Below are 21,370 nucleotides of genomic sequence, written 5' to 3' on the forward strand. Positions count from 1 at the left end.
TTCAGCATTTCACGCTTCCAGAAGCCCCGTTTAAAATCACACGTTCGTGAGCTTTTTCCAACGCTTTGGAGCTTCTTTCAATGGTTGGGGATAAAACAGATGGGACTTGACCAATCCCGCAGCCACACCTGAAAAGATATGCTCAATGGCTCGTCCATTCTTTACTGTGCGTTACGGTCGATCTGCTGTGGTATTGATTGCCGTACTCGCAATAGCTGCAGTGCTGGATACAGTCTTCTGGCTCTGTACGATCCACAGGCTGGACGTTACGGCCCAAACCACTCTGACTTCCGCGCACGAAAATGGCTGGAGGGTTGAGACGACTCCTCTGCGTAAGGGCGGCTGGCCCTTCGGGGCCTGGGTGGAAATCGACCGCCTGAACGGTACACACCCAGCCTCAGCCGCATCGCCTTATGATGCGGGATGGGCCGGTGAGAAAATCCGTCTGGGCGGATCATGGCTCTCCCTGCTCCATGCAGGGCTTCTGCTCTCCCTGACAGGACATCAGGCTGCCCGCCTCGTTGTGAATAAGAATGTTCTGACCGTGCTGGCGTCTGGCCTTCAGATCGGCTTCCGCACTCCGGAACACCTGATCTTTTCGGCGCCCCGGCTTCAACTGGCCTTTTCCGGCAGATGGCCGGGCAGACAATTCTCCGTACAGACCCTCTCCGGACGCCTCATACGGTTTCCCGCTGCCCGTCCGGATGCCACACGCCTCGGCCTCATCGCGGATGCCGCCACAGTTAATGGTTTTCCCCTGCCCTATGGCCTCTCCAGCGATCTGCACAACGGACGTCTGGCAATCGCCCTGACAGCATCGCAGTCATCACCCAGCCTTTCACTGCTCGATCCCACCTCTTACGGACGCTTCATCCTTCAGGATGCATCCGCGTCTCCCGTTCCGGCCTCCTCAGACAACCGGATCACCCTGACAGGCGCCATCTCCCTGCCAGAACAGAATGGCACGCTCACCCTCACCATGACCCACTGGCAGGAACTGGCGGCCCGGCTGCTTAATCGTCCGGAAATAGAGTCACATCTTGCTCCTGACCTTCAGTCGGTACTGCAAAAATTGCTGCAAAAAACATCCAGTATCCCGACCATGAAGCAGCGCGCCCTTTCTCTCTCCATGCCAGTCATCAATGGTCAAATCCTTCCGGATGCGCAGACAGTTTCAGCGCTTATCAGCCATGGCTTCAGAGCCCCCTGAACGCCTTGGAAAATTCTGGATGCCGCATTGATTTTTATCAAAATAATGCTCAGCGCATCAAACTTTTCTGGCAAAATACGTTTAAAGGGTTCAAAAGACGGCAACACACGAAGAAATCACAACTTCGTTACCCTGTTGTGTGTGCGTGAGGCCCCTGAGGAGCCGACATCCTTCCTCCTGGCCTTTGCGTTTCGCCATCTACCCAGAAGGTAATCGACATGTTTGGCTTGTCGGCTCTATTCTTGGCGCGTTTCCAGTTCGCATTTACGGTCGGGTTCCATATTGTATTCCCGGCTTTCTCGATCGGTCTCGCAGCCTATCTCGCAGTCCTCGAAGGCCTGTGGCTCAAAACGGGGCGCAGCGCCTATCTGGACCTCTTCAAATACTGGCTGAAGGTCTTTTCCGTCGTCTTCGGCATGGGTGTGGTCTCCGGCCTCGTCATGTCCTACGAATTCGGAACGAATTGGTCGGCCTTCTCGCAGAAAGCCGGTCCAATCCTCGGTCCAATGCTGGCCTATGAGGTCATGACGGCCTTCTTCCTTGAAGCCGGCTTCCTCGGCGTCATGATGTTCGGCCTCAACCGCGTCGGCAAGGGCCTGCATTTCGCAGCCACCTGCATGGTCTCGATCGGCACGCTGATTTCCATGAGCTGGATCCTGTCCTCCAATTCTTGGATGCAGACACCCCGCGGCTACCGCATCGACGAGGCGACCGGCCGTTTCCTGCCTGTTGACTGGTGGCAGATCGTCTTCAACCCGTCATTCCCGTACCGCATCGTGCACATGGGCCTCGCAGCCTTCCTGTGCGTGGCTTTCATCGTGGCAGGCGTGGCCGGATGGCATCTGCTCAAGGCGCGTCGTGAAGGCCGTCAAGCGTCCGAACAGGTTCGTCTGATGTTCTCCATGGCCATGTGGATGGCTGCCATCGTCTCCCCGATCCAGGTTCTGGCAGGTGATACGCAGGGCCTGAACACGCTTGAATATCAGCCTGCCAAGATTGCCGCGCTCGAAGGGGACTGGGAATCCGAAAGCCGGGCGCCAGAGATCCTGTTCGGCATTCCGGACATGGAAAACGAGACCACGCACTACAAGATCGCTATCCCCTATCTGGGCTCGCTGATCCTGACGCACAGCCTCGACGGCAAGGTTCCGGGCCTGAAGGACTTCCCGAAGGAAGACCGCGCCTATTCCCCGCTGCTGTTCTTCTCCTTCCGCATCATGGTCGCCCTTGGCATGCTGATGGTGCTGGTTGGTTTGTGGTCGCTGTATCTGCGTTGGAAAGGCAAGCTGTACGATACGCCGCTTCTGCACCGTATCGCGCTGTTCATGTCGCCTGCGGGCTTCCTCGCCCTGCTCTGCGGCTGGATCACGACTGAAGTCGGTCGCCAGCCCTTCACGGTCTACGGCCTGCTGCGGACCTCCGACAGCGTCTCCCCGATCGCTCTGCCGAGCATCGCAACGTCGATGATTGCCTTCATCGTCGTCTATTTCATCGTGTTCATGGGTGGCATCACCATCCTGCTGCGGACCTTCGCCGAAGAACCCCATCCAGGCGAACACGGCCCCGCTGAAGACCAGCCCCAGCGTGCCGCAGGTACAACACAGGTCTCCCATCAGCCCCCGTCCAGCCCGACGGCCGGCGCTGGCATGGCGGAGTAAGAACCATGACAGAAACAGCCGGCTTCTGGCTCCCGGTGGTCTGGGCGCTGCTCGCAGCAACCGCCATCTTCCTCTATGTCTGCCTTGATGGTTTCGACCTCGGGATCGGCATCCTGTTCCTCAAGGAAAAGGACCACGATCACCGTAACCTCATGGTCAACACCGTCGCCCCAGTCTGGGACGGCAACGAAACCTGGATGATCTTTGGCGGAGCCGCACTCTATGGCGTCTTCCCCGTCGCCTACGGCACGATCCTCCCGGCCCTTTACCTGCCGATCCTGTTCATGCTGCTGGCCCTGATCCTGCGCGGCGTGTCCTTCGAGTTCCGCTTCAAGTCGGAATCGCCCATGAGCCAGTTCTTCTGGGACATTTCCTTCTGCGGCGGCTCCATCGTGGCGGCCTTCATGCAGGGCATCATTCTCGGAACGCTCGTCCAGGGCATCAAGGTCGAGAACAACGTGTTCGTCGGTTCCAGCTTCGACTGGTTCTCACCGTTCTCCCTGTTCTGCGGCCTTGCCGTGGTCATCGGCTACGCACTTCTCGGGGCGACCTGGCTGCTATGGCGCTGTGAAGGCGAACTGCACGACACGATGCGCAGGATTTCCTTCACTCTTGCCGGTCTGATGCTGGTCACGATCGCCCTGGTCTCCGTCTGGACGCCGATGCTCCACGCCACATACATGCAGCACTGGCTGGACATGCCGCAGCTCGCTCTGGTGGCGCCGGTTCCGGTTGCAGTCGTCGTTCTCGCAGCAACGCTATTCCTCGGACTGCGGAACCCGCGCTCGCACCTGCTGCCGTTCATCGCGACGCTGGGCCTGTTCTTCCTGTGCTTCAGCGGTCTGGGCATCAATGTGTGGCCCTATATCGTACCGCCGACCATCACCATCTGGCAGGCCTCCTCTCCGCCGGAGAGCCAGACCTTCCTGCTGGTCGGTACGATGTTCCTTTTGCCGCTGATCCTGTCCTACACGGCCTATTCGTACTACGTGTTCCGCGGAAAAATGTCCGCCGAGCATCACTACCACTAAGAACAGGGAGTCCGGCCCATGCGGATCGAATACGGACAGCCCGACCAAAAACCGGGTTTCCTGAACTGGATGAAACGTGTGGGCTGGTTCATAGCGATCTGGGCCGGCGGCGTTATCGTCGTCGGCCTCGGAGCCGAACTGCTCAAGAAGATCATCTTCGGCTGGTAACGGTCGGACGACCTTTCAAAAAAGCCCCGCCTCTTTCGAGCGGGGCTTTTTTTTGTGTGTGCCTTCAGAACGTATCCTTTTCCCTGCGCAAGCGCGCAAACGTCGCCACATCCGGCGCAAGCAGAAACGGATTTGTCTGGCGCTCCACTCCGAGTGTCACCGGCAACGTCGGCCGCCCGGCTTCCAGCAGACGCTCGACTTCCCCGGCCCGCGCCTTCAGGGCTGCGTTGTCCGGCTCGACATGAAGCGCAAAGGCCAGATTGGAGCGGGTATATTCATGTCCCGCACAGACAAGCGTCTGATTCGGCAGACTGTCATAACGACGCAAACTGTCGAACAACTCTTGCGCTGTCCCTTCCAGCAACCGCCCGCATCCCAGACTAAACAGCACATCCCCGCAAAAGAGCGCCGGAACCTCGGGCACGACATACGACACATGCCCTACAGCATGGCCCGGCGTGGACAGAACCCGGATCTTCACACTCTCCAACGAGAAACTGTCTCCATCTTCCAGGTCATGATCCAGCGGGGGCAGCCATTCCTTTTTCTGCCGGGGTCCATAGACCTTTGCGCCATAGCGCTCCCGCAAAGCATTCGTGCCCGCCGTATGGTCGGCGTGATGATGGGTCAGCAGGATCATGTCGAGCCGCCCTTCCCCGATTTCGTCCATGATCGGCTTCGCTTCACCGGGGTCGACGACGGCGCGCTGACCTGCTGTCGCGGTCAGAAGCCACGCATAATTGTCAGAGAGAACCGGAATCGGCTTGATATCGAGTGGCATGACTGTTCCCCTTGGAGTGTCCTGCTGATGAGGTAGCTGCATGCTGACGTCCCTGGCCCGCATCCGTTCCGATGATGCCGCCACTTTCTACGAAAGCCGACAGGGCCAGCGCACGGCGCTGCTTCTCAACGACCGCCTGCAGAGCATCATGCCCCCCATGCGCGGCCGAAGGATCCTCGGGATAGGCTATACAGCCCCCTATCTTCCGGAAAGTGCGGAATTCGCCGTTTCGGGTCGCCTCCTGCATCCACAGACGCAGAGAACCAGCCGAAGCAACATCCCCTGGGCGGACTGCATCGTCAGCAGCGGACGTCTGCCCTTCGACGACCTCTCGATGAACGCCGTCCTCGTGGTCCACGGCCTCGAATTCACCCGCTTCGCTCCAGATTTCCTCCGCGCCATCTGGCGCACCCTCAACGATGACGGGGTCCTGACGCTGGTCGTTCCCAACCGCTCCGGCTATTGGGCCCACACGGATGCCACACCCTTCGGTCATGGCATCCCATACAGCAGCGGCCAACTAACGCGCCTGCTCGATCAGGCCCTGTTCCGGATCGAACACCATTCCTCTGCGTTGATGCCTCCGCCCGCCGCGCTGTCAGTCACGCAGGGGCGCCTGATAGAACGGGCGGGCCATACACTTCGCCTCCCCTGCGGCGGAGTGCACGTCGTCACGGCCCACAAGAACGTCTATGCGGGAACGCCTCTGATCGACGAAAAACTGCGCACCCCGCTCCCCCGACAGATAGCCAAGCCCGCCTGAAGACGGAGAAAGCAGAAAACCTGCCCGAAAAACGCCTTCTTTGTGGCGAATTCTTGACCCTCCCGCCGTGTGCCGTAAGAGTGCGTTCCATGTCGCTGATCCAGTCCTTCAAGCTTGTCCTGTCGCCGCCGCACCGTGCCGCGACTCCCTTCCTCCTCGCGGGCTCGCTCGTCGGGCTGCTCGGACGGGCCACGCCCTGGCGCGCCACCCGTCTACTGGGCAACGCAGGCATCGCCTTCACGGCTTTCTGCCTCTATTTTTTCCGCGACCCCAAGCGCACGCCGCCGCCACGCACTGATCTGGTGCTGGCCTCCGCTGACGGTCGCGTTACATCCGTCGCGCTGGTCACCCCGCCTGCCGCTCTGGAAATGGGTCACACTCCGGTCTGGCGCGTCTCAACGTTCCTCTCCGTGCTGAACGTCCACATCAACCGCATGCCCGCCGCTGGTGAAGTCACAAAGATCGCCTATCACGCCGGCAAATTCCTCAATGCCAGCCTCGACAAGGCTTCCGAGCACAACGAACGCAACGAACTGCGCCTGACGCTGCCAGACGGTCGCAACATCGGCGTTGTCCAGATCGCCGGGCTGATCGCACGCCGCATCCTGTGCTTTGTCGAAGAAGGCGACCGCGTAGAAGCCGGCGAGCGTTTCGGCCTGATCCGCTTTGGCTCGCGCACCGATGTCTACCTGCCGCCTGGCGTCGAACCCCTGGTTGTGGAAGGGCAGACCATGGTCGGTGGCGAAACTGTCCTGGCGAAGCTCTGAGCCAGACGCCGTTCATGACCACACCGCCAACGGTTGAACCCATCCGCCCCACCAAAAGACGCCGCATCCGACGCAGGCTCCGACGCATGGGGCGCAATCCCCGCACTCGCGTGCGTGGGCCGTCGTTCAACCGCCTCATCCCCAACATCATGACGATGCTCGGCCTCTGCGCCGGGCTCAGCGGCATGCGTTTCGCGCTCGAACACCAGTTTGAGCCTGCGGCCGTAGCCCTACTGATCGCCGCCTGCATCGACGGTCTGGACGGGCGGATCGCACGGTTACTCAAGGGAGCCACCCGCTTTGGCGCGGAGTTCGACAGCCTGTCCGACTTCGTATGCTTCGGTGTGGCCCCCTCCTTCGTGTTGCTGATGTGGTCGCTCGAACATGCCGGACGCTATTCTTTCGTCCCGTGCATTCTGTTCACGGTCTGCATGGCGCTGCGTCTGGCCCGCTTCAACGCGAGCCTCGATGACGACGACAAGCCAGAATATTCCTATAGCTTCTTCACAGGCGTTCCCGCCCCTGCCGGAGCCGGACTGGTGCTGTTTCCGGTTTTTTTGGGACTTGAGGCCGATCGTCTCCACGCCGAAGGTTTAGCTACCTTTGCCCGCCTGCCCCTCGTCTCAGCTGTCTGCCTGATTTTTACCGGACTACTTCTTGTCTCAACGCTGCCAGTCTGGTCGTTCAAGAACTTCAAGGTTCCGGCGCGCTACGTCCTGCCCCTGATGCTCGGAACAGGACTATATGCCGCCCTTCTGGTCGCTGACCCCTGGGGTGCCCTCGCAGGTGCGGGATTACTCTATATCGCAATCCTCCCTTTCTCCCGCCGCTCTTACCATCGCCTGAAATTGGCGGCGGAAGAAATGTCGGAAACGGTTGAAGAAGAACCTGCCTGAGAGCAGGAAATGCCAACAAAAAAAGGCCGCCCGGAAAACCGGGCGGCCTTTTTCATATCCAATTACGCGACAGACTTATTCCGTCACGTCCCACAACCATGCCGCGCCACGCACGCCAGAGCTGTCACCATGCTTGTTCTTAACGATCGGCGTCGTGCAGACCGGCGTAATGACATGCTTGGCCAGAAGCGGCGGCACGCGCTCATACAGCGTATGAATATTGGAGACGCCACCACCCAGAACAATCACATCCGGATCAAGGAAGTTGATGACCATGGCACAGGCCCGGGCAAAACGCTCAGTGTAACGGCCCAAAGCCGCAATCGCCGCCTGATCACCATTGGCCGCAGCCTCTTCGATCCCGGCCGTATTACGGTTACCCGGCCCTTTCCAGTCCGCGGCAAGTGCCGGACCCGAAAGGTAGCGCTCCATGCAGCCCTTGTTCCCACAGAAGCACTCGCGCGCCGGCGCATCTTCTTCCGTCGGCCAGGGCAGAGGCAGATGCCCCCATTCGCCAGCAATATGATGACGCCCTTCAAGAACGCGGCCGTTATTGACAATGCCCGCACCCATGCCGGTCCCGATGATGACACCAAACACCGTCAGCATGCCCTTGGCCGCGCCATCGGCCGCTTCGGACAAAGCAAAGCAGTTCGCGTCATTTTCCGTCCGGACCGGGCGCGCCAGAGCGGATTCCAGATCATGACCGAAAGGCTGGTTGTTCAGCCAGGTCGCATTGGCGTTCTTGATCAGCCCGGTTTCCGGGGAGATCGATCCCGGAATGCCGATTCCCAGCGTAGACGTATGCTGCCCGGCCGACACACGGTGGCTCGGCACCGCACCCAGACGGCGGTCCACATCCGTCACCAGATCACGCATAGCCAGAACGGCTTCATTATAGATACCGGGATTGGGAATGCGTTCGCGCAGGACGAGATCGCCCGAACGGTTCAGAACGGCAATTTCGATCTTCGTGCCACCAAGATCAATTCCAAGGCGATAATCAGCCATCTCTAGCCCTGTGCTCTATACGGTGACCTGAACGACAGGCGACCGAACCTCATGGGAAACGCATCCAGTGCGTCCGTCTGCTTTAACGCGAAACCGTGTCACGACAAGCCGTCCGAAGACAAAACTTCGTTGTTTCAGGCAATTTCCAGTTTCAGAATATCGCGATCAGACCCGCGCCAGTTCCTCAAGCGCGTGCAGGATCTCCTGCGGCGCTGGTGGACAGCCCGGAATCGCACGCCGCACCGGCGTCAGGGCCTGCAAGCCTCCCAACGTCGCATAACCGGCCGGAAACGGCCCTCCATCGACTGCACAAGCCCCAACCGCAATCAGGCTCCGGCCCGGCGGCATAGCCCGCCACACCCGGTCTAACATTTCAGCACAGACCCGCGTCACCGCCCCGGTCAGCAGCAACCAGTCCGCATCCGCCGGATCGCTCACACAAACAAAACCCGCCTGCTCCAGCGCGAACGCACTGCCATTGAGGGACTCGACCTCCATGAAGCATCCCTCGCAGCCACCGGTCTCAAGAATATACAGCCCGATCGGACGCTCCCGCCGCGGAATTTCCCCGTTCACAGACGCCCGCCCACGCGTTGCATCCATGAAAGCGTAAAGCAGGCTCAGAGGCCCCGTCCGTTGTACAGCCTTCACAGCGCAATCCCCGCCGGTGAAATCCCGATCGAACCCAGAGCCGCCGGCACCCGGCTGATGGGATAACCCCGCAGCATCGCGCCCAGAACCGGCAGAAGCGATACACCCGGATCCCTCACATGCAGGCTCTCGATCCGCCCGTCTTTCAACCGCACCCAGTACCACACATCTCCGCGCGCGCCCTCGGCCACGCCAATGCCCTCATCCGTCCGGTCCGGCGCGGGCTCGTCGTCTTCCAGACCGATACTCCCCAGAATCCGCTCCAGCAGCTTGAGAGAGTCGCGGATTTCGGCAAGCCGCAGCCCTTCTCGCGCCCGAGCATCCCCCTGGCTCGATCCTGTCGCCCGCAATGCCTCAAGCCGCATCCCGGCCTCCCGCCGCCGCATGTCCATGCTGCGGCCACTCGCCCGCCCACTCACGCCACCCACGGCAAAGCGTTCGGCCAGCCTCACATCCAGAACCGCAAATCCGTCCAGCCGCGATGCAAAAACCCGATGAAGCTCTTCCAGCGCTGCAAGACGCGGTTGCATTACCGCATGAACGGCCTGAGCCAGCGGCACGATCTCGAGCCCATCCCGAAACCCGTCACAAGTCACCATATCCATCAGACGTCGCGAAACACCCTGCTCCGCACAGGCCCGCGCGATGGCTTCCCGCGCATGATCGCAATGCGTCGCGAGCAACTCCGCATCCACACCCCGCGCCGTCCTAGCCATGTCGAACAGATGGAGCGACATCCGCTCGATCTCCAGCAACACCATCCAGACATCCCGAATGCCGGGCCCCGGAACCATCCCGCGCGCCTGCGCCACAGCCCGCGCGAAAGCCAGAGGATGCGCCACGAATCCACCCGCCGTCATCCGAGACACCAGCGGCATGGCCTCTTCCGGCGTCCGCCCCAGCAGGCGCGACACAACTCCGCGATGCGCGCCTCCCGCACAAACCTCCACACTCCGGACTTTACCCTTCCGAACCTCAAAGGACAGTTCCAGCGGTCCGCTCAGCCCCGTCTGCTCAGGACGCAATAGATGACTTCCCGCCAGCGGCCGCAATCCTCCTGCCGCTGGCCCCGGACGGGACGACAGCGGCCAGGTGGACGTCCAACCGCCTTCATCCAGCGCTGGCGCTCCATTCCCACGGGCATCCATCGCTTCCACGCCATACAGGTCATACGCCACGCGTTCGCCCCATTCGGCCCCGGCAAAACGCGAGGACGGCGCAAGATAACGCCGCTCTTCCACTGCCGTGCTCGTCAGAAGCGGACGATCCCCCTCCAACAGCAGCACGTAGGCACGGGCATCATCCGCCCAGCAGGATATTAATGGCAACGTCGCGCCCGGCGCCGACAGCATTGCGCTCCACTGTTCGGCATCAAGATGATAATGCGACAACGCAACCCGCTCGCCGCTGCGGATGATCCGTCCCATCCCCATCATGGCCGCCACCCCGTCACCGGATGCCAGGCCAAAAACAGCGGACCACACAGCCCCCCCAGAAGCAGAACTGCCTGCATTACGACCACCATGCCCCGCTCTCCCCGAGCAAACGCTGGCAGAAGCGTCCTGTGCCTCACAGACCACAAAGCAGGCAGCAGACACACCATCAGCAGAACCAGCTGCCCGGTTTCAAGCGACCGCCCGATCCCGACAAGCGCACAAAACACCGGCCAAGGCGCAGCCCCGGCCGCAATTCCATCCTCGCCCTCTGCACCGCGCAGGTCCAGAACCGCAAGCCCAAGCGCCGCAAGCAGCAGCAGGATCAGCGCCGTGCCTTCCGCAGTCGCAGCCGCCAGAGCCCCGAAGGCAGACAGCATCGGCAGGGACATATTCCGGCCTGAGGAGCGTGACGAGACGAGCATGATGATCGTCCCGAACCCCGCGATCAGCATCAGCAGATGAACCAGCGGATACGCACTCAGCCGGAACATCAGCATGAGTGCCGAAAACCGCAGCCCCGTATCCAGAAGCGCTGCCTCAGGCGCCGAAGTCGGCGAGGGCCCAAGCCCTGCCACCATGCACAGCCCCACTGTCAGCAGCACCGCACCAAGCGACGACTGTTGCATCGGCAGAAGCGAAGCCCCCAGAAGCCCCAGCACCACACCGCCCAGCCGGCTGCGCGCCATATCCCAGACAACAAGCGCCTTGCGAGGCCCACGCCCCTCACGCCAGGCCAGCAGAACCGTTCCCGCACCACACAGAACCGTCACGGCAAAAGCGGAGTGAATGTTGAGTGCCAGAAGCGCACAGCCAGTCACCAGAAACGGCAGGATGCGCCCGGTCCGGTCCTGAGCCTGCGGCAGAAGCAGCGGAATTGCCGTCACGATACAGGAACACGCTGCTGCCAGCGCATCCGTGCCCGGCATGAGCCAGACAGCCAGCGGCGTAATGACGAGCCCGGCCACTGCGAAAGTCAGACTACTGGCAGGCTGGCGGTTTTCCGGCGTCAGAAGAAGCAGCAATGCCGCCAGAAGCGGCCAGACCGTTACGGCAAACAGGGTTCCAACAGGAGCAAGCGGATGCATCAGACGTCCTCCATCCTGCGCCACGCCAAACGCGGCAGAAGCGTCACACCGAGCGCCGCCAAAACACCCCACAGGCTCAGCGCCGCCGCAAAAAGGGGCCATGAATGAAGCACGCAGGCCACGACGACCAGCCCGTCCGCAGCCCGTAAAAGCCCCGTGAACTGAACCAGCGGCGTCCCCCATGCCGCACCGCAAAGACCGGCCAGAACCGCTCCAGCCCCCAGAACAGGCGCAAGTCCCAGACCCGCACCCGATAGTCCGAGCGCGAGCAGCAACACAAGCGTCCCGACAACCGGCAGAACAGCCGCCCGATCCGGCGCTTCCGGCGCAAAGCGCCGCAGCCAGACCCAGGCAAGAAAATTCAGCCCGACCAGGGCCGCAGACGTCAGAAGCGCCATCAGCCCCGAACAAACCGTCGCCCCCGCAAAGGCACAGACCGCCCCATAGAGCGGCAACCCCCGCCCGTCCTTGCCCAGACCCGCCAGCGCCAGAAGCAGCAGTAATCCAAACCCCACGATCATGTGCCAAACCTCCCCGCCAGAGCCAGAAGGAGCGCCACACCCGCAAACAACGCCGTCAGCCGCGCACTCCGCTCCTGCGCCATCAGACGCAGCCCGACCGCCACAGCAACCGTCAGCGCCAACCTTCCCCCCAATGCCAGAAACCCGAGCCACCAGCCCTGCACACCGCCCTGCGCAAGTCCGACACTCACCGGCAACGCCAGATCCGCCAGCAGCAGCAGCCAGCCACAATTCAGCACATCGGCAATACTGCGCGTGGCCTCACGTTCATGACGATCCTGAAGGCCGGACAGCATCTGCGTCACATCATCCGAGCGCAAAGGCGGACATGCAATTCCAAGCGCCAGCGCACAGGCTGCAAGCGCACCCTCCAGGCCCGGCTCAGGCTCGATATGCAGCATCGCGCACAGGCCCGACAAACCGTCCGTCCCCGGTGCGGCCAGAGCAATGAGGGCCTCGGTCAGACACAGGAGCAGAACTGCAGGCACCAGACGGCCCCCTTCACCCTGCACCAGGCCCGGCCCCAGGAATCCGCGCCCCAGCAGCACGACCAGCCCGACAACAAGCGGATCAGCCAGCGACGACAACGCCGAGCCCGTTGTAACTGTCGGCAGACACACAAGCGTCAACACACCCGCCGTCAACGCCATCGCCGGACGTCCGCCTAGTGGAGCCTGAAACAGCGCTCTCCAGACACGCGCCGCCTGTAACAGACGGAACCGCACGCTCCCGACTGACCGTCCCGCCAGCCAGAGCGGCAGGCTGTCCAAACACCAGCCCATCACCGGCGCCAAAACGAGAAGCAGCCCCACTTGAAACAGCGCTTCCAACACGGACAGCAGGATCAGTCCGATCTCATGCCCCATCACGCCATCACTCCCAGTACCGCCAGAACGAGACCAAGAAGCACAAGCCAAAGCCCCACCGCGCCCTGACGCAAATCGGGAAGAACAGGAGCCTTTACGCCTCGAAGCACTCTGAGCCGACGCCGCCCTGCCACGATGACGCTACGCATTTTCCAACCCAGGGAGGGTGCTTCCTCAAACAGACCCTCCCCGACCGAAAGCAGATTTCCCAGCGCAGGAAGAAGCGTGGAGGCCGCCTGCACAATCCCTCCGACAACCCGCCAGGGACGCACCAGAACACACCACAGAATAGCCCCTGTAAGCACGAAAGCTGGCAACCGCAGAGAGGCGCCATCCCCACCGCCCATGCGCCAGACAGGCCAGACCCACTCTCCACTTATGAAATGCAGAACCGGACTCGCCATCCCAAACACCAACGCAGGCAACAGCAGACTTGCCGCCCCTATGAAGAGAACAGAGGTGCCCGGAACAGTCCCCTGCCACGACCGCAAAACCCATCCCACAATGAGAATATCCGAGAGAGACAGCAGCCCCAGCAGCAGGGCAACTACGACACCCAGCACGCTCCAGCCCTCGACCCCTGCCGCCATACCGAGCGCGGCATGAATCCCAAGCCATAGGACAACGAGTCCGGGCAAAGGTGGAAACGGCAGCCGTAACACCGACAGCGCCGGAAACACGCGTCCCACTACGGCCGTCAGAACCAGCAGTGACAGATCAAGAAGTGTGGCTTCCAGCGCAATCCGGGCACAGACCGCCAGACCTTCCGCCTGCGCCGCCACGACCAGAACCATCAGCAGAGCAGGGCGCAAAAGCCCCAGATCTCCCGGACGACAGGCCCCAAGGACAGACCGGCCCAGCAATGCGATCACAGCCGCCCCAAGCCCTGCGACGAGCTCAGCCGGAACCGACACAGGCGCATGCCAGACCAGCGATACGCCCAGAATGCCCATCACGGCGGGAAATGCCCCGCCTTCCTTCTCCTCGTCAGGCTGGCGCACCAGCGCAGACCAGAACAGGACTGGCAACACTGCCAGCACCAAGAATGTCTGGGCCGGAAACAGCACAGAAAGCAGCAGAGCCGGAACACTCCACACTGCCGGACAGGCCTCCCGGTCCTGAGCCGCAATCACGCCCAGCGCGATAGCCTGAACGGCTGGCGACAGGCCCAGAACCGTAGCCAGCGCCGCCACACAGAGAACCGCGGCTCTCCCTGCACGCCCCGGCTGCATCGCCTGCACACAGGCAGGAACGACCAGAAACGCCAGGCAGAGAGAAACCGGATCAACATGAAAAAGGGAGGTAAAAATATGCAGGGCGCGGTCCGAACAAGAGGTGAAAACGGACCGCAATCATCACGACCGTCAGATCATGGCGAGAGATACCTTGCGTTTCGGCGGAGGGAAAGCACTGTCCAGCGTTTTGAGATCCGCATCCGTCAGACTGATCTCCAGACTGGCCAGATTTCCGGCAACATGGTTCGGAGAACCAGCCTTCGGGATGGCCATCACATTCGGCCGGCGCAGCACCCAGGCCAGCGCAATCTGCGCCGGATCAGCAGGCCCCAGGGACGTCTCATGGCGCGACGCCACATCCTTCAGTGCCGGATGCTCCAGCAGCGCTCCGCCCTGCCCGAGCGGCGAATATGCCATCGTGACCGTATCGGTACTCAAATCATGATCCAGAAGATCGAACTCTGTCCCGCGATGCTCAAGATTATACAGCACCTGATTGACCCGACAGTTTCCCGACAGGCTCTCAACTTCCTCCATGTCATCGACATCAAAGTTTGAAACACCCCAGCCCCGGATCAACCCGTCATCCTTCAGGTCTTCGAACGCGCGGATCGTCTCCTCAAGCGGCGTGCCCCCGCGCCAGTGCAACAGGTACAGATCCAGCCAATCCGTATCGAGATGCTTCAGTGAACGCCGGCAAGCCTTGCGCACACCATCATACGACGCATTGGACGGTACCACCTTACTGACGAGGTAAACGTCATCGCGCACATCCGCGATGGCCTCGCCCACAAGCTTTTCTGAACGACCATTGCCGTACATCTCGGCCGTATCAATAACCCGCAAACCAGCCTCAAGCCCCTTGCGCAGGCTCTCAACCTCATGCGTATGCCGGGCCGCACTGTCGCCGACATTCCAGGTCCCCATTCCAAGTGCGGGAACTGTGACACCGCTCCTGAGCGTGACTGTTTTCATGATTATTTCCTGTCTGTGTCTTCAGACAACGATAGGATCAGCCGGCTGTTCCCTCGAAATTTCAGTCTGCGCCCTCATATCCGTCTTCGGCGCTACACCATTTTGCACCAGAAGACCCCGCAGTTTCCGCACGATCGGGAAGACCTCGACGTTATGATCACCGCCGAGTTCGCACCAGGCGTTCTGCTCCAGTTCCATGATTTCGCGGTCTTCTTCAAAGATCCGGTGCGTGAAGATACCCAGCGCAGGCCAGATTATGTCGATCAGGAACGGCGTTTTAGGCCGCAGCACCGACAGTAGGCCGAAACACTGCGTACTCATGCCATCCGCCGTATTCGGCACATAAACACTGAACAATTCCATGATCAGATCGCCATCCTTGTCATGGATTTTCAGGCTCTGATACGGATAGGCCGTGCGGATACTGACGATTTCCTCGACCGGCTGCTCCCGGTTCGGATCATCATGATGCTTACCAAAAATCAGACGTTCCGCCAGTGGCTGCTGATTTCCACTGCGCGCAAAGCTGTAGCGTGCCTCGATGAAGCCCTCACCCGCATCCTGCCCCAGAAAACGTGCCCTGATCTGCCCCATCTGACGGCGGTGCAGGAACTGATGGTTCATGTCCATCAGGTTCTCATGCATGAACGTGTAATGGCACTTCACGACAGGGCTGAAGCGCCGTGTTTTGAAGGCCGGATTGTCCAGCTGAGCCAGAGACGGCAACGGCACGCTCTCCGCCTTTTTTGCATCGCCCGGAAAAATGAAGATCATCCCACCGGCCTCACGACAGGGATACGTCTTCACGCCATTCGGCAATTTACCTTTACCCAGATACGGCACATCAATGCACCGCCCGGACCGGCCATAAGCCCAGCCGTGATAGCAGCACTGGACCGCCTCACCGCTAACCTTCCCCAAACTGAGCGGAACCTGCCGGTGCGCACAGCGGTCCTCGAGCGCGAAGACACGTCCTTCTTCAGGCCGCACCAATGCAACAGGAAAGCGCCCGAACCGTCGTCCGATCGTCTTGCCGCGCTTGAGATCCTTTGACCAAGCCAGCGGATACCAGAAGTCGGGATTAATATCGACGCGGCGAAGATCAGTCTTCAAAGGTGTAGGCAAAGAATTCGTGGGATCTGGCACAATCAATCATCCTCTCCAGTGGAATGAACGGCACCCCGGTTACGGAGCGTCTTCCATCAAGGGAATCGGATACAATTTGAAACCTTATCCCGCCTTTTTCCAGCCCCGCTCTTCCTGCTTCCAATACACGAGATTGTGACCGGAAGATTTCATCGCCACCCAGCGTTGTCTTGCCCGCTGAACGGATTGTGGATTTCCGCCATCGAACAGATCAAAAACCCGCGTAAAAGACGCAAACTCATCGCTCCCCGCACCATCCACACGGAACAGGAACCGAGCCTCGTTCGGCACATCCTCACCCTCGGTCAACCAGATCGGCTGCCGAGCTGCATGACCGCTCTTTGCAGTGCCATGTGGCAACCAGACCGGGTCCCGGCATGCCCACAACGCCGCATCCAGCGCCATGACCGCAGCCGCATCGGGACAACGCACAACCGCGCGCTCCCCCGCATCCAGCGTCCGACCCAAAAGAGCCGGAAGCGCTTCTTCAAGCGGCGTACGAGTCAGATGATAGAACCCGACATCCACAGCGTGATCCTGCTCCTCAGGCGCTGGCTTCATGCACCTTCACGAACCGGTCCAGCAGACGCACACCAAAGCCCGTCGCACCCTTCGGCGCGATAGCGGACGCCTTGGTCTTCCAGGCCGTCCCTGCGATATCCAGATGCGCCCAGTCCGTGTCGCCCACGAAGCGCTTGAGGAATTCCGCAGCAAGGATCGCACTGCCCGGACGCCCACCGATATTCTTCATGTCGGCAATATCGGAATCGATTTCGCGGTTATAGGCCTCGCCCATCGGCATCCGCCACAGGCCTTCGCCCACCTGAGCCCCAGCCTCGGCCAGCCCCTTCGCCAGCGCATCGCTATTGGTGAACAGACCGGCATTTTCATAGCCCAAACTGACCACGATCGCGCCTGTGAGCGTGGCGAGATTGACCATCAACTTCGGGCTGAACCGCTTGCGCGTGTAAGACAGCACATCCGCCAGAACGAGACGCCCTTCCGCATCGGTATTGAGGACTTCGATCGTCTGCCCATCATAAGCCCGCACGATATCACCCGGACGCTGCGCCCCGCCGGACACCATGTTCTCAACCAGCCCGACCACACCGATCGCATTAACCGGTGCCTTACGACGGGCCAGCGCACTCATGAGGCCAATCACAGTCGCGGCCCCGCCCATGTCGGTCTTCATCTCGTCCATGCCAGCCGCAGGCTTGATGGAAATGCCACCGCTATCGAATGTGACACCCTTACCGATGAACGCCAGAGGCGCCTCGCTGCCACCGCCATCGTGACGGACAATTACCGTCCGGGGCTTGTGAACGCTACCCTGCGCTACGCCCAGAAGCGCGCCAAAACCCAGATCCGTCATGGCCTTATCGTCGAGAACCTCAACCGTGAGGCCAAGTTCCCGCAGTTCCTCGATACGCTGCGTAAAGGTCTGGGGATAAAGCACATTCGGCGGCTCGCTCACGAGGTTCCGCGTCAGGATCACACCCTGCGAGACCGCATCCAAAGCCACCCACCGCGCCTGCGCTGCCGCGACATCGGAAACCGCAACATGCAGCGTTTTCAGAACCGGCCGGCTGTCGGACTTTTTCGTGCGGTACAGGTCGAAATCATAGGATGCCAGACGCGCTCCCAGAGCCGCGTCCGGAGCAAACTGCTCCAGCCCTTCAGAAAGGGCCAGCACCGCGCCCTCAACACCTTCCAGCAAACGAACGGCCCGACCGGCCGCATTTTCGATAGCCACGGCATCAATCGCCGCACCCCCCTTGGGTTTCACGCCGGCAAGTACGACCTGGGTCAGCCCTTCGGCTGGAGCAGGGAGGACCACGCTCTGCCCGGCCTCACCCTTGAAACCTTTCAACGCAGCAGCGCGCGAAACCGCCCCGGCTGAAGCCTTGTCCAGTGCCGCAAACGTCTCGCCAGACGCCGCATCGCACAGCAGGACAACAGCTCTGGGCGCATCCACAGAAAAGGCTGGAAGGGAATCGAAAATCACTGAAAGCATGATGGTCCTGCCGTCTGGAACATGAAGTTGTTGCCTCCGTTATCGGGAACACCAGCCGCCCATACAAGTCCTCCCCTCACCCGGCATGAAGAAAGACCACGTGATGCGCCGTTCTATCCTGACGCTGATGCTCTGCTCCGGCCTCACTTTCGTACCCCCACAGGGACATGCCAGCCCTGCCAGTACCAAACCGACCTCAAAAATTACCAACATCCAACCGATCCTGATCGGCAACAGACCCGTCACAGTTCACCCCACAGGGTTTCCCCCTGTGACAGTCACCCCGTTCTGGCGGGAAAACGGCAACGCATGGGGCTATACCCTGTATGCCGTCAGCATCCCCGAAGCTGAGGAACCGTACCGCACGGCACTCGTGGATACGGAGGACGCAGACCATAATGGCCAACTTCTCGACATGTTGCAGGACATTCCACACACCGGCGAAGACGCGCTCCAGACCATCCATTTCGCGTCTGCTCGCATGGACGGAAAACCGGCCTTCCTGCTGTTCATAAGCACCCGCGACAACGGCACCAATCCAGCCCCCCAGCTGAGCCCGGCACATATCCGCGTCTATCAGTTGACGGCAGAAGACGGAGAACCGGGCAGCACGCTGTTCTATTTCGCGCTCCGCACCACGCTCCGGCCCCCCGTGACGACATGCCACGCGGATATCGCCCTGAGTGCGGCAACAAAAATCCCGTTTGCAAAATGGAACGGAGATCAGGAGCCTGTCCCGACCTGCCTGCAATAACGGGTGTATCAGCACATGACGCAAAAGCCATCTTGGAGTAGTCTGGGCAAATGACTTCTGCCTCCCCCATCATCGTCCGTGCGGACGATGACCGTGCCCTTTTGGCCCTGGCATTCCGGCTTGCATCCGAAGCCTCGGACATCATCAACGCCATCCGCGAACGCGGCTTCCGGACAGACATCAAGGACGATGCCTCCCCGGTTACGGAAGCGGACCATGCCTCCGAGCAGCATATCCTGTCCGGCCTGCGCGCGGCCTGCCCGTCCATTCCCGCCATTGGTGAAGAAGAAATGTCGGCCGGCATCCGGGTGAGCGCGGAAGACTCCTACTGGCTGGTCGACCCGTTGGACGGAACGCGCGGCTTTGCATCGGGGGGAAAGGACTTCACCGTCAATATCGGCCTGGTCCGTCATGGCAGGCCGGTTCTGGGCGTGGTCGCCCTTCCCGGTTACGGCCTGATCTACAGCGGCGGTCAGGGCCTCGGCGCGCACCGTTCAGACGGCACCAATAGTACTCCAATCCACACCGCTACGCCCTCTGAAGAAGGCCTGCGCGTGTTGGCCTCCAGCCATCACGGCAATTCTGAACTGCTGGAACGCTGGCTCGCGGGACGCAAGGTCGCCTCGATCGACAAGCTGTCGTCATCGGTAAAGTTCATGCGGGTCGCCGAAGGGGCTGCGGATTTCTATCCCCGTTTTGGTCCCACGATGGAATGGGATACGGCCGCCCCCCAGGCCATTCTTGAAGCCGCAGGCGGTGCCCTGCTCGACGAGACCGGCGCGCCCCTGCGCTACGGCAAACCCGATCGGCTGAACGGCTCCTTCTACTGCACGGGAGGTGCATTTTGAGCGACACACGCCACACCGAACGCCTGACCGCCACACCTGAAGGCATCCGCCGCGCCGCCGAACTTCTGAAAGCTGGCAAACTGGTCGCATTCGGAACAGAGACCGTCTACGGCCTTGGGGCCATCGCCTCGTCCGACACCGCTGTCGCAAGAATTTTCGCCGCGAAGGGACGCCCGCGTTTCAACCCGCTCATCAGCCATCTCCCTGATGCTGAAAGCGCCTTCGCTCAGGCCTCTCTGAGCGGCAGGATGGAAGAAATCGCGCACGCACTGGCCGAACGTTTCTGGCCCGGACCGCTGACCATGGTGCTTCCCCGCTCACCGAATTCAACCGTGTCCGATCTTGCTGCTGCAGGCCTGTCCACGCTGGCGCTGCGTGTTCCACGCGGCAAAACGGCTCTGGCCCTGCTCCGCGAAGTCGGCGCCCCTGTTGCTGCACCATCCGCGAATGTCTCGGGCACGGTCAGCCCGTCCGATGCGTTCCACGTCCTGCGCTCGCTGGACGGACGGATCGACGCGGTTCTGGATTCCGGGCCTTGCTCCATCGGCGTGGAAAGCACCGTGCTGGACCTGACCCGTGAGGTACCTGTTCTCCTGCGGCCCGGCGGTGTAACGCTTGAAGACCTCACCGAACTGTGCGGCCCCATCCGCCATCCGGACGATTTTTCCGAAATCGCCCCGGCCTCGCCCGGCCGGCTGGCATCGCATTACGCTCCGAACCTGCCCGTCAGACTGGACGCGGCCTCAATCGCGCCCGACGAAGCCCAGCTTGCCTTCGGCACGCCTCTTCCCGGCGCCAGACTGACATGGAACCTGAGCGAAAGCGGCAATCTTGAAGAAGCCGCAGCCCGCCTCTTCGCCGGACTGCGCTTTCTGGATGCGGAAGGCACCCGTCGTGGACTGAAAGCCATCGCCGCCCAGCCGATCCCCCGTCACGGGCTTGGCCTCGCCATTCGGGACCGTCTTCGCCGCGCCGCCGAACCGCGCACCCATAACGCAACCCTAACCTGAGCATGACCCGCGCCCCGGACCCTAAGGAAATCAAGATTCTGTCGGACATTCTGGCGCTGGTGCTGGATGAACAGCCGGGGCATGCGGCGACCGCTCTGGAACGGGTCCGCCAGATGGCCCGGCGTGACGGTGTTACGGGCGGCGCGCTGAAAAACCTGTTCACCACCCGCATCGGAACAATATCCGGCAACAACGAAACCGAGCGCGAAAAACGTCTCCGGGAGCAAATCTCTAGGCTGGAACGCCGCCTTGGCCAAAGCGAGTCCGACACCCGCACGGCACAGGCACGCCTGGGACGCTGCCAAACGGATCTGGGGCTGATCCAACTGGAACTGGCAACCCTGCGTATGCAACGCCCATGGCGCTTCATCGCCATCATCTTCGCTGCCGCTGCGGGTCTTCTGGTCGGTATTGCCGGAACACAATTCTATCACAGCCTGTCCGTTACAAGGGCGCCCATCGACCGGGCCTCCTATCTGCGATAGAAACTGTTTCGTTTTTTCGCCTTCCTCCCGCCACGCGCTAGGGATAGATGAAGGAC

The 21,370-nt window shown here is 61.2% G+C and carries 23 protein-coding genes; 11 read left to right on the forward strand and 12 right to left on the reverse strand.

Annotation, left to right across the window (positions count from 1 at the left end; all coding sequences use genetic code 11):
• Positions 1-145 precede the first annotated feature (145 nt).
• The 4 genes from IGS75_RS01895 (at position 146) to IGS75_RS01910 (ending at position 4,067) form a co-directional block, all read left to right on the forward strand.
• On the forward strand, positions 146-1,210 hold the full coding sequence (locus tag IGS75_RS01895) for a DUF2125 domain-containing protein (RefSeq protein ID WP_202257431.1): 1,065 nt from the start codon (positions 146-148) through the stop codon (positions 1,208-1,210).
• Positions 1,211-1,428: 218 nt separating this feature from the next.
• The gene (locus tag IGS75_RS01900; RefSeq protein WP_202257432.1) at positions 1,429-2,868 is read left to right on the forward strand and encodes a cytochrome ubiquinol oxidase subunit I; all 1,440 of its coding nucleotides are present in this window, start codon (positions 1,429-1,431) and stop codon (positions 2,866-2,868) included.
• Positions 2,869-2,873: 5 nt separating this feature from the next.
• Positions 2,874-3,899: a cytochrome d ubiquinol oxidase subunit II gene (gene cydB / locus IGS75_RS01905; protein ID WP_141351437.1), complete on the forward strand. Its 1,026-nt coding sequence runs from the start codon at positions 2,874-2,876 to the stop codon at positions 3,897-3,899.
• 18 nt (positions 3,900-3,917) lie between these two features.
• Positions 3,918-4,067, forward strand: a complete 150-nt coding sequence (locus tag IGS75_RS01910) for a DUF2474 domain-containing protein (RefSeq protein ID WP_141351439.1) — start codon at positions 3,918-3,920, stop codon at positions 4,065-4,067.
• 64 nt (positions 4,068-4,131) lie between these two features.
• On the opposite strand, the gene gloB is transcribed toward IGS75_RS01910, so the two are convergent.
• Entirely contained in the window at positions 4,132-4,848 is a 717-nt protein-coding gene (gene gloB, locus IGS75_RS01915) for a hydroxyacylglutathione hydrolase (RefSeq protein WP_202257433.1), read from the reverse strand.
• A gap of 40 nt (positions 4,849-4,888) precedes the next feature.
• On the opposite strand from gloB, the gene IGS75_RS01920 reads away from it, so the two are divergent.
• From IGS75_RS01920 to IGS75_RS01930, 3 genes are all read left to right on the forward strand, one after another.
• Entirely contained in the window at positions 4,889-5,611 is a 723-nt protein-coding gene (locus IGS75_RS01920) for a methyltransferase (protein WP_202257434.1), read from the forward strand.
• An 89-nt stretch (positions 5,612-5,700) separates the two neighbouring features.
• Positions 5,701-6,378 carry a phosphatidylserine decarboxylase gene (locus IGS75_RS01925; protein ID WP_141351650.1) on the forward strand — a complete coding sequence of 226 codons (678 nt, stop codon included), beginning with the start codon at positions 5,701-5,703 and terminating at the stop codon, positions 6,376-6,378.
• 14 nt (positions 6,379-6,392) lie between these two features.
• Entirely contained in the window at positions 6,393-7,274 is an 882-nt protein-coding gene (locus IGS75_RS01930; RefSeq protein ID WP_141351443.1) for a CDP-alcohol phosphatidyltransferase family protein, read from the forward strand.
• Between the two features lie 75 nt (positions 7,275-7,349).
• Here the strand turns inward: IGS75_RS01930 and IGS75_RS01935 are convergent, their stop codons facing one another.
• From IGS75_RS01935 to IGS75_RS01985, 11 genes are all read right to left on the reverse strand, one after another.
• The gene (locus IGS75_RS01935) at positions 7,350-8,285 is read right to left on the reverse strand and encodes an ROK family protein (RefSeq protein WP_141351445.1); all 936 of its coding nucleotides are present in this window, start codon (positions 8,283-8,285) and stop codon (positions 7,350-7,352) included.
• A gap of 165 nt (positions 8,286-8,450) precedes the next feature.
• Positions 8,451-8,888: an NADH-quinone oxidoreductase subunit B family protein gene (locus IGS75_RS01940; protein ID WP_141351652.1), complete on the reverse strand. Its 438-nt coding sequence runs from the start codon at positions 8,886-8,888 to the stop codon at positions 8,451-8,453.
• A gap of 44 nt (positions 8,889-8,932) precedes the next feature.
• Positions 8,933-10,372, reverse strand: a complete 1,440-nt coding sequence (locus IGS75_RS01945; protein WP_202257435.1) for an NADH-quinone oxidoreductase subunit D-related protein — start codon at positions 10,370-10,372, stop codon at positions 8,933-8,935.
• Complete coding sequence (locus IGS75_RS01950) at positions 10,369-11,457, reverse strand: hypothetical protein (RefSeq protein ID WP_202257436.1); 1,089 nt, start codon at positions 11,455-11,457, stop codon at positions 10,369-10,371. The genes IGS75_RS01945 and IGS75_RS01950 overlap by 4 nt, the downstream gene beginning before the upstream one ends.
• Positions 11,457-11,978, reverse strand: coding sequence for a hypothetical protein (locus IGS75_RS01955; RefSeq protein ID WP_202257437.1), 522 nt, complete (start codon positions 11,976-11,978; stop codon positions 11,457-11,459). Before IGS75_RS01955 ends, IGS75_RS01950 begins: the two co-directional genes overlap by 1 nt.
• Entirely contained in the window at positions 11,975-12,844 is an 870-nt protein-coding gene (locus tag IGS75_RS01960) for a hypothetical protein (protein WP_141351451.1), read from the reverse strand. Before IGS75_RS01960 ends, IGS75_RS01955 begins: the two co-directional genes overlap by 4 nt.
• On the reverse strand, positions 12,844-14,196 hold the full coding sequence (locus tag IGS75_RS01965; protein WP_202257438.1) for a hypothetical protein: 1,353 nt from the start codon (positions 14,194-14,196) through the stop codon (positions 12,844-12,846). The genes IGS75_RS01960 and IGS75_RS01965 overlap by 1 nt, the downstream gene beginning before the upstream one ends.
• A gap of 12 nt (positions 14,197-14,208) precedes the next feature.
• Complete coding sequence (locus IGS75_RS01970; protein ID WP_202257439.1) at positions 14,209-15,054, reverse strand: aldo/keto reductase; 846 nt, start codon at positions 15,052-15,054, stop codon at positions 14,209-14,211.
• Positions 15,055-15,075: 21 nt separating this feature from the next.
• Positions 15,076-16,200 (reverse strand): aromatic ring-hydroxylating oxygenase subunit alpha, encoded by a 1,125-nt coding sequence (locus tag IGS75_RS01975; RefSeq protein WP_202257440.1) that lies wholly within the window; start codon positions 16,198-16,200, stop codon positions 15,076-15,078.
• A gap of 84 nt (positions 16,201-16,284) precedes the next feature.
• A complete protein-coding gene (locus IGS75_RS01980) occupies positions 16,285-16,761 on the reverse strand; it encodes a DNA polymerase III subunit chi (protein WP_237468929.1) in 477 nt (158 codons plus the stop codon).
• Positions 16,745-18,217, reverse strand: coding sequence for a leucyl aminopeptidase (locus IGS75_RS01985; protein WP_202257441.1), 1,473 nt, complete (start codon positions 18,215-18,217; stop codon positions 16,745-16,747). The genes IGS75_RS01980 and IGS75_RS01985 overlap by 17 nt, the downstream gene beginning before the upstream one ends.
• Positions 18,218-18,317: 100 nt before the next feature.
• Here IGS75_RS01985 and IGS75_RS01990 point away from each other — a divergent pair, with 100 nt between their 5' ends.
• Genes IGS75_RS01990 through IGS75_RS02005 form a run of 4 tightly spaced genes read left to right on the forward strand, consistent with a single transcriptional unit; the run spans position 18,318 to position 21,314 of the window.
• Positions 18,318-18,971, forward strand: a complete 654-nt coding sequence (locus IGS75_RS01990; RefSeq protein ID WP_202257442.1) for a hypothetical protein — start codon at positions 18,318-18,320, stop codon at positions 18,969-18,971.
• A gap of 50 nt (positions 18,972-19,021) precedes the next feature.
• Complete coding sequence (locus IGS75_RS01995; protein ID WP_202257443.1) at positions 19,022-19,819, forward strand: 3'(2'),5'-bisphosphate nucleotidase CysQ family protein; 798 nt, start codon at positions 19,022-19,024, stop codon at positions 19,817-19,819.
• Positions 19,816-20,829, forward strand: a complete 1,014-nt coding sequence (locus IGS75_RS02000) for an L-threonylcarbamoyladenylate synthase (RefSeq protein ID WP_202257444.1) — start codon at positions 19,816-19,818, stop codon at positions 20,827-20,829. The genes IGS75_RS01995 and IGS75_RS02000 overlap by 4 nt, the downstream gene beginning before the upstream one ends.
• A 2-nt stretch (positions 20,830-20,831) precedes the next feature.
• On the forward strand, positions 20,832-21,314 hold the full coding sequence (locus tag IGS75_RS02005; protein WP_202257445.1) for a hypothetical protein: 483 nt from the start codon (positions 20,832-20,834) through the stop codon (positions 21,312-21,314).
• Positions 21,315-21,370: the final 56 nt, after the last annotated feature.

This window comes from Gluconobacter sphaericus, from assembly GCF_016757795.1.
In the GTDB taxonomy this organism is placed as follows: domain Bacteria; phylum Pseudomonadota; class Alphaproteobacteria; order Acetobacterales; family Acetobacteraceae; genus Gluconobacter; species Gluconobacter sphaericus.

Excerpts from the sequence above, each read along its gene's own strand:
- IGS75_RS01900 (WP_202257432.1), top strand. The coding sequence starts at position 1,429 with ATGTTTGGCTTGTCGGCTCTATTCTTGGCGCGTTTCCAGTTCGCATTT.
- IGS75_RS01910 (WP_141351439.1), top strand. The coding sequence starts at position 3,918 with ATGCGGATCGAATACGGACAGCCCGACCAAAAACCGGGTTTCCTGAAC.
- IGS75_RS01930 (WP_141351443.1), top strand. The coding sequence starts at position 6,393 with ATGACCACACCGCCAACGGTTGAACCCATCCGCCCCACCAAAAGACGC.
- IGS75_RS01940 (WP_141351652.1), bottom strand. The coding sequence starts at position 8,888 with ATGGATGCAACGCGTGGGCGGGCGTCTGTGAACGGGGAAATTCCGCGG.
- IGS75_RS01980 (WP_237468929.1), bottom strand. The coding sequence starts at position 16,761 with ATGAAGCCAGCGCCTGAGGAGCAGGATCACGCTGTGGATGTCGGGTTC.
- IGS75_RS01935 (WP_141351445.1), bottom strand. The coding sequence starts at position 8,285 with ATGGCTGATTATCGCCTTGGAATTGATCTTGGTGGCACGAAGATCGAA.
- IGS75_RS01950 (WP_202257436.1), bottom strand. The coding sequence starts at position 11,457 with ATGCATCCGCTTGCTCCTGTTGGAACCCTGTTTGCCGTAACGGTCTGG.
- IGS75_RS01920 (WP_202257434.1), top strand. The coding sequence starts at position 4,889 with ATGCTGACGTCCCTGGCCCGCATCCGTTCCGATGATGCCGCCACTTTC.
- gloB (WP_202257433.1), bottom strand. The coding sequence starts at position 4,848 with ATGCCACTCGATATCAAGCCGATTCCGGTTCTCTCTGACAATTATGCG.
- IGS75_RS01985 (WP_202257441.1), bottom strand. The coding sequence starts at position 18,217 with ATGCTTTCAGTGATTTTCGATTCCCTTCCAGCCTTTTCTGTGGATGCG.
- IGS75_RS02005 (WP_202257445.1), top strand. The coding sequence starts at position 20,832 with ATGACCCGCGCCCCGGACCCTAAGGAAATCAAGATTCTGTCGGACATT.
- IGS75_RS01995 (WP_202257443.1), top strand. The coding sequence starts at position 19,022 with ATGACTTCTGCCTCCCCCATCATCGTCCGTGCGGACGATGACCGTGCC.
- IGS75_RS01925 (WP_141351650.1), top strand. The coding sequence starts at position 5,701 with ATGTCGCTGATCCAGTCCTTCAAGCTTGTCCTGTCGCCGCCGCACCGT.
- IGS75_RS01970 (WP_202257439.1), bottom strand. The coding sequence starts at position 15,054 with ATGAAAACAGTCACGCTCAGGAGCGGTGTCACAGTTCCCGCACTTGGA.
- cydB (WP_141351437.1), top strand. The coding sequence starts at position 2,874 with ATGACAGAAACAGCCGGCTTCTGGCTCCCGGTGGTCTGGGCGCTGCTC.
- IGS75_RS01945 (WP_202257435.1), bottom strand. The coding sequence starts at position 10,372 with ATGATGGGGATGGGACGGATCATCCGCAGCGGCGAGCGGGTTGCGTTG.
- IGS75_RS01960 (WP_141351451.1), bottom strand. The coding sequence starts at position 12,844 with ATGGGGCATGAGATCGGACTGATCCTGCTGTCCGTGTTGGAAGCGCTG.
- IGS75_RS01955 (WP_202257437.1), bottom strand. The coding sequence starts at position 11,978 with ATGATCGTGGGGTTTGGATTACTGCTGCTTCTGGCGCTGGCGGGTCTG.
- IGS75_RS01895 (WP_202257431.1), top strand. The coding sequence starts at position 146 with ATGGCTCGTCCATTCTTTACTGTGCGTTACGGTCGATCTGCTGTGGTA.